This window comes from Buttiauxella cochleicola (genome assembly GCF_021282405.1).
GTDB classification, from domain to species: Bacteria; Pseudomonadota; Gammaproteobacteria; order Enterobacterales; family Enterobacteriaceae; genus Buttiauxella; species Buttiauxella massiliensis.
Window position 1 is genome coordinate 116,387 of record NZ_JAJSOU010000015.1, and the last position, 9,701, is coordinate 126,087.

Annotated in this window: 8 protein-coding genes and 1 riboswitch; of the genes, 6 read left to right on the forward strand and 2 right to left on the reverse strand. The window is 50.1% G+C overall.

Features of this window, described 5'->3' with window-relative positions; all coding sequences use genetic code 11:
* Positions 1 to 62 precede the first annotated feature (62 nt).
* Complete coding sequence (gene argH, locus LVQ79_RS18565) at positions 63 to 1,436, forward strand: argininosuccinate lyase (RefSeq protein WP_232866033.1); 1,374 nt, start codon at positions 63 to 65, stop codon at positions 1,434 to 1,436.
* A 271-nt stretch (positions 1,437 to 1,707) separates the two neighbouring features.
* On the forward strand, positions 1,708 to 2,634 hold the full coding sequence (gene oxyR / locus LVQ79_RS18570) for a DNA-binding transcriptional regulator OxyR (protein ID WP_151995346.1): 927 nt from the start codon (positions 1,708 to 1,710) through the stop codon (positions 2,632 to 2,634).
* On the opposite strand, the gene sthA is transcribed toward oxyR, so the two are convergent.
* A complete protein-coding gene (gene sthA / locus LVQ79_RS18575) occupies positions 2,608 to 4,008 on the reverse strand; it encodes a Si-specific NAD(P)(+) transhydrogenase (protein WP_034461384.1) in 1,401 nt (466 codons plus the stop codon). The genes oxyR and sthA overlap by 27 nt on opposite strands.
* Positions 4,009 to 4,200: 192 nt before the next feature.
* Here sthA and fabR point away from each other — a divergent pair, with 192 nt between their 5' ends.
* Complete coding sequence (gene fabR, locus LVQ79_RS18580) at positions 4,201 to 4,845, forward strand: HTH-type transcriptional repressor FabR (protein ID WP_115631628.1); 645 nt, start codon at positions 4,201 to 4,203, stop codon at positions 4,843 to 4,845.
* Between the two features lie 14 nt (positions 4,846 to 4,859).
* Positions 4,860 to 5,216, forward strand: coding sequence for a YijD family membrane protein (locus LVQ79_RS18585; protein WP_151995344.1), 357 nt, complete (start codon positions 4,860 to 4,862; stop codon positions 5,214 to 5,216).
* Between the two features lie 45 nt (positions 5,217 to 5,261).
* Here LVQ79_RS18585 and trmA read toward each other — a convergent pair whose 3' ends face one another.
* Positions 5,262 to 6,362, reverse strand: coding sequence for a tRNA (uridine(54)-C5)-methyltransferase TrmA (trmA, locus tag LVQ79_RS18590; RefSeq protein WP_232866034.1), 1,101 nt, complete (start codon positions 6,360 to 6,362; stop codon positions 5,262 to 5,264).
* A 201-nt stretch (positions 6,363 to 6,563) separates the two neighbouring features.
* Positions 6,564 to 6,784: riboswitch (cobalamin riboswitch) on the forward strand.
* 67 nt (positions 6,785 to 6,851) lie between these two features.
* Here trmA and btuB point away from each other — a divergent pair.
* Together btuB and murI are read left to right on the forward strand one after the other, a co-directional pair.
* Positions 6,852 to 8,717, forward strand: a complete 1,866-nt coding sequence (btuB, locus tag LVQ79_RS18595) for a TonB-dependent vitamin B12 receptor BtuB (RefSeq protein WP_232866036.1) — start codon at positions 6,852 to 6,854, stop codon at positions 8,715 to 8,717.
* Positions 8,662 to 9,528: a glutamate racemase gene (gene murI, locus LVQ79_RS18600; RefSeq protein WP_232866038.1), complete on the forward strand. Its 867-nt coding sequence runs from the start codon at positions 8,662 to 8,664 to the stop codon at positions 9,526 to 9,528. The genes btuB and murI overlap by 56 nt, the downstream gene beginning before the upstream one ends.
* The last annotated feature ends 173 nt before the right edge of the window (positions 9,529 to 9,701 follow it).

Consider the following 9,701-nt stretch of genomic DNA (forward strand, 5'->3'; position numbering starts at 1 on the left):
GACGAACAACGTGCCCGCCCTATAAAGTAAAAGCAATAAAGATAATTTAATGGAGCATCACTATGGCACTTTGGGGTGGACGTTTTACTCAGGCAGCAGACCAACGTTTCAAATCGTTCAATGATTCATTGCGCTTTGATTACCGACTGGCTGAGCAAGATATTGTGGGTTCTGTCGCCTGGTCCAAAGCGCTGGTTACCGTTGGTGTTCTGACTGTTGCTGAGCAGCAGGAGCTTGAGCAGGCACTGAATTTCCTGTTGGAAGAAGTGCAGGCCAATCCGCAAGCGATCCTTGAGAGCGATGCGGAAGATATTCACAGTTGGGTGGAAGGCAAACTGATTGATAAAGTCGGTGCGCTGGGTAAAAAACTCCACACTGGCCGTAGCCGTAATGACCAGGTCGCCACTGACCTTAAACTGTGGTGCAAAATGCAAATCAGTGAATTGTTGGGGGCGACTCGCCAACTGCAGCATGCGCTGGTTGAAACCGCTGAGAATAACCAGGATGCAGTCATGCCGGGTTATACGCACCTGCAACGTGCACAGCCGGTGACTTTTGCGCACTGGTGCCTGGCTTACGTTGAAATGCTGGCGCGTGATGAAAGCCGTTTGCAGAGCACGCTGGAGCGCCTCGACGTTAGCCCGCTGGGCAGCGGCGCACTGGCTGGTACAGCCTATGAAATCGACCGTGAGCAACTTGCTGGCTGGTTAGGTTTTGCATCTGCGACGCGCAATAGCCTGGATAGCGTCTCTGACCGTGACCATGTGCTGGAACTGCTTTCTGACGCGTCCATCGGTATGGTTCACCTGTCCCGTTTCGCAGAAGACCTGATTTTCTTCAATACCGGGGAAGCTGGGTTTGTTGAGTTATCTGACCGCGTGACCTCTGGCTCTTCCTTGATGCCACAGAAGAAAAACCCGGATGCGCTCGAGCTTATCCGTGGCAAATGTGGTCGTGTGCAGGGTGCTCTGACGGGTATGATGATGACCCTGAAAGGGCTGCCGCTGGCGTATAACAAAGATATGCAGGAAGACAAAGAAGGTCTGTTCGACGCGCTTGATACCTGGATGGATTGCTTGCATATGTCCGTGTTGGTGCTCGATGGTATTCAGGTTAAACGCCCGCGCTGCAAAGAAGCTGCCGAGCAGGGTTATGCCAACGCAACTGAACTGGCTGATTACCTGGTAGCGAAAGGCGTACCGTTCCGTGAAGCGCACCATATTGTGGGGGAAGCGGTCGTAGAAGCGATTCGCCAGGGCAAAGCGCTGGAAGCATTGCCGCTTGCTGATTTGCAGAAATTCAGTGCCACAATCGGTGATGATGTTTATCCCATTTTGTCATTGCAATCATGCCTGGATAAGCGCTCAGCCAAAGGCGGCGTTTCTCCTCAGCAGGTAGCATTGGCGATTAGCGATGCGAAGCAGCGCCTGGTGTAAACGTTTTGCAGGATAAAATGAGCCTGGCCTTGTGCCGGGCTTTTTTTGTATCTAACGGATAAAAAAAGAGCGGACATAATGTCCGCTAAATGATTCACGTTGGCTTCAGTACTTTGTTCGGAGAACAGGGGGTTTTCCTACAACACAACCGCGATCCATGGATGGTTTGTGCTGTTGATGGCTATTATTCAATATCAATGGTTGATAGGGATAATCGTTCGTTGCTATGATTTCTATCGCCATGGGCTATCATGGCGACGGAGGATAGAGAATGAATATTCGTGATCTAGAATACCTGGTGGCGCTGGCTGAGCATCGTCACTTTCGTCGGGCAGCGGATGCCTGCCATGTCAGTCAGCCAACACTGAGCGGTCAAATACGTAAACTTGAAGATGAACTCGGCGTGATGTTGCTTGAACGCACCAGCCGTAAAGTGTTGTTCACTCAGGCGGGTTTGTTGCTGGTGGACCAGGCTCGCACAGTGCTGCGAGAAGTTAAAGTCCTAAAAGAGATGGCGAGCCAGCAGGGCGAGGCGATGTCCGGGCCGCTGCACATTGGCTTGATCCCAACCGTTGGGCCTTATCTGCTGCCGCAGATTATCCCGATGCTGCATAAAACTTTCCCCAAACTAGAAATGTATCTGCACGAGGCGCAAACCCATCAACTGTTAGCGCAGCTTGATAGTGGGAAACTCGACTGTGCGATTCTCGCTTTGGTGAAAGAGAGCGAAGCCTTTATTGAAGTGCCGCTGTTTGATGAGCCAATGATGCTGGCGATTTACCAGGACCACCCGTGGGCGGACCGTGATCGCGTGCCATTATCGGATCTTGCGGGTGAAAAGCTGCTGATGCTGGAAGACGGGCACTGTCTGCGCGATCAGGCGCTGGGTTTCTGCTTTGAAGCGGGCGCTGAAGAAGACACGCATTTCCGTGCAACCAGCCTTGAAACGCTGCGTAACATGGTGGCAGCCGGAAGTGGGATAACATTGTTACCTGCGCTGGCAGTTCCAAACGAGCGCTGCCGTGACGGCGTGGTTTACCTGCCATGTTATAAACCAGAGCCGCGTCGTACTATCGGCCTGGTTTATCGTCCGGGTTCTCCACTGCGTGGTCGCTACGAGCAACTCGCTGAGGCCATCCGTACACATATGGATGGCCATTTTGAGCCAGAGTTAAAACAAGCGGTTCAAGCCGTTTAAAGCCGCTACCCGATAGGCTTCCGCCATGGTCGGGTAGTTGAAGGTGGTGTTAACAAAGTACTCAATCGTGTTACCACCACCTTTCTGCTCCATAATCGCCTGGCCGATGTGAATAATTTCTGCCGCGCGTTCACCAAAGCAGTGGATCCCTAAAATCTCTTTCGTCTCACGATGGAAGAGAATTTTTAGCGTGCCCACGTTCATACCGACAATTTGCGCGCGAGCGAGATGCTTGAACTGTGCCCGACCCACTTCATACGGTACCTTCATCGACGTTAACTGCTGTTCGGTTTTCCCGACGGAACTGATTTCCGGAATGGTATAAATACCGGTTGGAATATCTTCAATCAGATGCGCCGTTGCTTCACCTTTCACCAGGGCTTGGGCCGCGATTCTGCCCTGATCGTAAGCCGCCGATGCCAGGCTCGGGTAACCAATCACATCGCCAACGGCATAAATATGCGGCTGTGCGGTCTGGTACATGCTGTTGACCTTCAACAGACCACGGCCATCGGCTTCCAGTCCTACATTTTCCAGTGACAGCGAATCGGTATTACCCGTGCGCCCGTTCGCATAAAGCAGGCAGTCAGCTTTCACTTTTTTGCCAGATTTTAACGACACAATCACGCCATCTTCTACACCTTCGATGTTCTCAAACTCTTCGTTGTGGCGAATAACGACGCCGCTATTCCAGAAGTGGTAAGAGAGCGAGTCGGACATCTCTTGATCAAGAAACGCCAGCAGGCGATCGCGGGTATTAATCAAATCAACCTTGACGTTCATGCCACGGAAAATCGACGCATACTCGCAACCAATCACCCCTGCGCCATAAATAATGACGTGGCGTGGTTCGTGATGCAGGTTAAGAATGGAATCGCTGTCGTACACACGCGGATGGCTGAAATCGACTTCTGGCGGACGATAAGGGCGCGAGCCGCAAGCAATAATGAACTTCTCGGCGGTGATCATCTCCACCGAGCCATCGTGACATTCCAGCGAGATAGTATGTGCATCTACAAAGCGTGCATCGCCCTGCAACATCTCGCAGCGGTTACGCTCATAAAAGCTCTGGCGCATGCGAGTTTGTTGGTTAATGACGCTATCAGCGTGATTAAGAATATCGGCGAAGGAAGAACGGAGGAGATGTGTGTGGTCGCTATATAAAGGATTTTGGTTAAATTCGATAATGCGGCTGACTGCGTGGCGCAGCGCTTTTGAGGGGATGGTTCCCCAGTGAGTGCAACCGCCACCCACGTTATGGTAGCGCTCAACAACGGCTACCCTTGCTCCGAGTTTCACCAGCCCCATTGCGGCACCTTCGCCGCCAGGACCGGAACCAATTACTATTGCGTCATAATCGTAGGTGTGTGACATGGTAAGGCTTACCTGTTCTTATACATAAAAGCAACACAATGGTAACATCAACAGCGGGATAACCCAATTATCCTTGTGCTTTTTCCTGCGTTACACGAGGCCGCTCGCGTAAACAATCATTCACAATCCTGTATAAAACCAGTTAAGTTATTCTCTGGTATAGTGCGAGTTCTATTAAGAGATTCAGGCAATATGATGGGTGTAAGAGCGCAACAAAAAGAAAGAACCAGGCGTTCTCTGGTCGAAGCCGCGTTTAGCCAGTTAAGTGCTGAACGAAGTTTTGCCAGCCTGAGTTTGCGCGAGGTCGCCCGTGAGGCTGGTATAGCGCCAACATCGTTTTATCGCCACTTTCGTGATGTTGACGAACTGGGTTTAACGATGGTTGATGAAAGCGGCCTGATGCTGCGCCAGTTAATGCGCCAGGCTCGCCAGCGAATTGCCAAAGGCGGGAGCGTAATTCGTACTTCTGTCTCAACATTTATGGAATTTATCGGTAATAATCCCAACGCATTTCGTTTGTTGTTACGTGAGCGTTCTGGAACGTCTGCCGCATTTCGTGCCGCTGTCGCCCGTGAAATTCAGCACTTTATTGCGGAACTTGCTGACTATCTGGAACTCGAAAATCGCATGCCGCGTAGTTTTACTGAAGCGCAGGCAGAAGCGATGGTTACGATTGTCTTTAGTGCTGGTGCCGAAGCGCTGGACGTCGATGCCGATCAGCGTCGTCAGCTTGAAGAGCGCCTGGTACTTCAGTTACGCATGATTTCAAAAGGTGCGTACTACTGGTATCGCCGGGAGCAAGAAAAAGTGGCATTAGCTCAAATATCTGAAGAGTGAGTAAAGGAAGAGCAATGAAACAGTTACAAGAGAGAGGTACGCTCGGGTTGGCGTTTATTGCAGGCCTGGCAATTAACGGAACGTTTGCCGCGCTATTTAGCTCGGTTGTGCCGTTTTCCATTTTCCCGATGATCACGCTGGTGCTGACGGTGTACTGTTTGCATCAACGTTACCTGAACCGCACGATGCCAGTTGGCCTGCCAAGTATTGCTGCGGCGTGCTTTGTGCTGGGTGTCTTGTTATATAGCGCGGTTGTGCGTGCTGAGTATCCGGCGATTGGCTCTAACTTCTTGCCTGCGGTGCTTTCAGTCGCATTGTTGTTCTGGATTGGTTTCAAAGTTCGCGCCCGTAAAGCGCAGGTAACTGAATAGTATTCTTAGCCAGAAATAATAACGGACGCCGAGGCGTCCGTTTTGCTATTTGCGTGTCAGCCACACACCGCATTCCATATGATGCGTATACGGGAACTGGTCGAAGAGCGCCAGGCGCGAAACATTATGGGTTTCGCTTAATACTTCCAGATTCTCGCATAGGGTCTGCGGGTTGCAGGAAATATAGAGAATACGTGGGTATGCCTGCACCATCTTCACTGTGTCTGCATCCAGGCCGCTACGCGGTGGATCGACGAAAATGGTTTCGCACTGATAACTTTTAAGGTCGATACCTTCCAGACGCCTGAACTCGCGCACGCCATTCATCGCCTGAGTAAAATCTTCAGCCGCCATACGGATAATTTGCACGTTTTCAATTTCATTCGCCGCAATGTTGTACTGCGCAGCAGCAACAGATGGCTTGGCGATTTCAGTCGCCAGTACGCGGTTAAAGTTACGCGCCAGTGCCAGCGAGAAGTTACCGTTACCACAGTACAATTCCAGCAGATCGCCCCTTGAACCCTGAGTTGCATCCAGTGCCCATTCCAGCATATGAACATTCATCGCGGCATTCGGCTGAGTAAAACTGTTCTCAACCTGGCGATAAATCATCTCTTTACCGGCAACGGTTAAACGCTCATCGATGAAATCCTGATCTAACTCGATTTTGGTCTTTGTAGCACGGCCAATTAAATGAACGTTGAAACCCTGAGCACGCAGATTATCGCGCAATGCTTCAGCGTGTTGCTGCCACTCTTCACCCAACTTGCGATGATAAAGCAACGAAACCACAGCCTGATTGCTCATGGTAGTCAGATAATCAATCTGGAAAAGCTTAAAACGCAGAGCGGGAATATCGCGCACACCATCGAGCATTGCCGGCATTAGTGCGTTGATAAGCGCACTTGCTGCCGGGAAACTATTGACCCGAATACGTTGCTTGGTTTCCTGGTCAAACATGATGTGGTACAGGTCGTCTTCATCGTGCCAGATGCGGAATTCAGCGCGCATCCGGTAATGGCTGACCGGTGAACGGAACACCTCCGGCGCGGGAGCTGCAAAAGGGGCCATCATGCTTTGCAAGCGGGCGACTTTTTCGGCCAGTTGCGCGTCGTAAAGTTCTATCGGGAGATGTTCTGGAGTCATGAGTTGCTACCTGTTAGTAAAGTCAAACTACGCGGCGATTGTAGGGATTAGGCTCGTGATGTCCAGCGCTGTTGCATTTTGATGCTTATAGACAAGCTTATTAACAAAATCGTAGCATAGCGCTTCCGGCCTTTTTATAAGTTATACCCGAGAAACTTCGAGATGCAGGTAGGCGGCAAACGAGCAAATCCCGATGAGCTTACTGAAGTAAGTGATTCGGGTGAGTGGGTGTAGCCAACACCCCTGCATTTTGAAGAGCGACGGGTATAAAAGGGAACCCAGTGTAATTCTGGGGCTGACGCGCAGCGGTAAGGAAGAGCGGGATGAGTGCCAGGTGCAGACACTGCTTATAGAAGTGGGAAGTCATCATCCAGAAGTGAACGCCTCCAAGCCCGAAGACCTGCCGGTATACGTCGCAATCTGCATAACTATCGCGTGCTATCGGTTATGTCTGCGGCATCCTTGATTTAAAAGCGGATGCTTATATAAATGAAGTTAAAAAAACTTTCGCTGCTTACGGCGTTGTCCGTAACGGCTTTTTCTGGCTGGGCGCAAGACAGCAATTCCGAAGAAAACCTGGTGGTGACGGCAAATCGTTTTCAGCAACCGGTTAATACGGTGCTGGCTCCGACTTCGATTGTAACGCGTGAGGATATCGACAAGTGGCAGGCTAAATCTCTTGTTGATGTTATGTCGCGTTTACCTGGTGTGGATATTGCGCAAAGCGGGGGATTGGGCACGTCATCTTCTACTTTTATACGTGGTACTGAATCTCGTCATGTACTGGTACTGATCGATGGTATTCCATTGAATAATGCTGGCATTAGCAACGTTGCAGATTTAAGTCAGATCCCTGTCTCGTTGGTACAACGCATTGAATACATTCGCGGCCCGCGCTCGGCGTTGTATGGCTCGGATGCAATTGGTGGTGTGATCAATATCATCACTGGTAGAGATGAACCGGGTGGGGAAATTTCAGCAGGTATAGGCTCAAAGGGTTATCAAAGCTACGATGGCTCCTTCCAGCAAGTATTTGATAAAACGAAAATCACTCTGGGTGGCAACTATACCTATACGCATGGATTTGATATCGCTGCGCAGGACGCACCTCGCCAGCCCGATCATGACGGTTTCATGAGCAAATCACTTTTTGGTTCTGTTGAACAAAATATAACTGATAGCTTGAGCAGTTTTGTCCGCGGTTTTGGCTATGATAACCGCACAGCGTATGACGGTTATGAGCACTACGACGCTAATTTTATGGTGGATGGCACGCCAGATACCCGCCAGCTTTATAGCCAGAGCTGGGATACTGGGTTACGTTACAAGCAAGGGAGTTATCAGTCACAACTGGTCGCAGGTTACGGTCGCAGTAAAGACCAGAACTATGATCCGAGTAAAGGCCGCTATTCTCCCTCCGCAACTATGGATGATGTAAAACAGTATACGGCTCAGTGGCTGAATACATTTTCCGTGGGCCACGGCAATATTGGTGTGGGAGTTGATTGGCAGAAACAGAAAACTCAAGCAGGAACGGGCTACCTGGTCAACGGCTACGAACAGCACAATACTGGTGTGTTCTTTTCTGCAATGCAGCAGTTTGACAAAGTAACTCTGGAAGCAGCTGCGCGGAATGATGATAACTCCAACTTTGGTAACCACAGCACTTGGCAAACTAGCGCTGCGTGGGAGTTCATCGACGGATATCGAGTTGTTGGTTCTTACGGAACGGCTTTTAAAGCAGCGACTATGAGTCAAATCCATAGCGCGAGTTACGGCAACCCGGATCTCAAGCCTGAAGAAAGTAAGCAGTGGGAAGGTGGTTTTGAAGGACTGACCGGTCCGGTTAACTGGCGTGTGACGGGATATCGCAACGATATCGACAACTTGATTGATAGTGCGAGTGCCTACCCCTATCGTTTTTACAATATTGGTGAAGCACGTATCAAAGGTGTTGAAGCGACGGCACAGTTTGATACTGGCCTACTGGGGCACCAAATTTCCTATGATTATGTTGACCCGCGTAATACAAAAACGAATGAAGTGCTGGCTCGACGTTCTAAACAGCAGTTGAAGTATCAACTTGATTGGCAGCTTTGGGATCTAGACTGGAATGTTGCTTACCGTTATCTGGGTATCCGTTATGACGTCTCATATGATCCAGACACTCAGACCTCCGAGCGAGTTAAATTGGGTGGTGTGAGCCTATGGGATATTGCAGCTTCATATCCAGTAACCTCTCATCTCACCGTTCGTGGTAGAATCGCCAACCTGTTCGATAAAGATTACGAGACGGTTTATGGCTATCAAACCCCAGGACGGGAGTACTACCTCACTGGCAGCTATACCTTCTAATACACATCCCACCGTACTGGTTTTTGACTCCGGTGTCGGTGGGCTTTCTGTGTATGACGAAGTCCGGCAGCTTTTGCCTGACCTGCACTATATATATGCTTTCGATAACGTAGCATTTCCCTACGGCGAGAAAAGCGAAGCGTTCATTGTTGAGCGCGTAGTTGAAATTGTTACTGCGGTTCAGGAACGTTACCCGCTCGCACTCGCCATCATCGCCTGCAATACGGCGAGTACCGTTTCGCTTCCTGCGCTACGTGAAAAATTCGCTTTCCCTGTCGTAGGCGTTGTCCCTGCTATTAAACCTGCTGCGCGTCTGACGACTAATGGTGTTGTCGGGTTGCTGGCGACTCGCGGTACGGTTCGCCGTCCTTATACTCACGAGCTGGTTGCGCGCTTTGCGTCAGAATGCAAAATCGAAATGCTCGGTTCGGCAGAGCTGGTGGAGTTAGCAGAGGCCAAGTTACACGGGCACCCTGTCGACCTTGAAGAACTGCGTAAGATCCTTCGTCCGTGGCTAAGAATGAAAGAGCCACCGGATACAGTTGTATTAGGCTGCACTCATTTCCCTCTATTAGAAGAAGAGTTGCTGGAAGTTCTGCCGGAAGGAACTCGGTTGATAGATTCAGGCGCTGCAATTGCTCGCCGTACGGTATGGCTTTTAGAACATGAATCTCCAAATGCATTATCTGCAGATGAGAACATTGCGTTCTGTATGGGGCTCACGCCAGAGATTGCTCAATTAGCACCCGTTTTGCAGCGTTATGGCTTCCCAAGGCTTGAAAAACTAGCTGTTTGCAGCGAATTTGAATAAAAAAGAGACGGTTGAAATAAAAATTGAAAATAGGGGTTGTCAGCGTCCAGAAAATCCCTATACTGCGCCTCCACTGACACGGCACAACGGCTTACAAACCGGCTTGTCAGCCAGATGAAAAGCGAAAATAAACGCTTGACTCTGAAAGAGGAAAGCGTAATATACGCCACCTC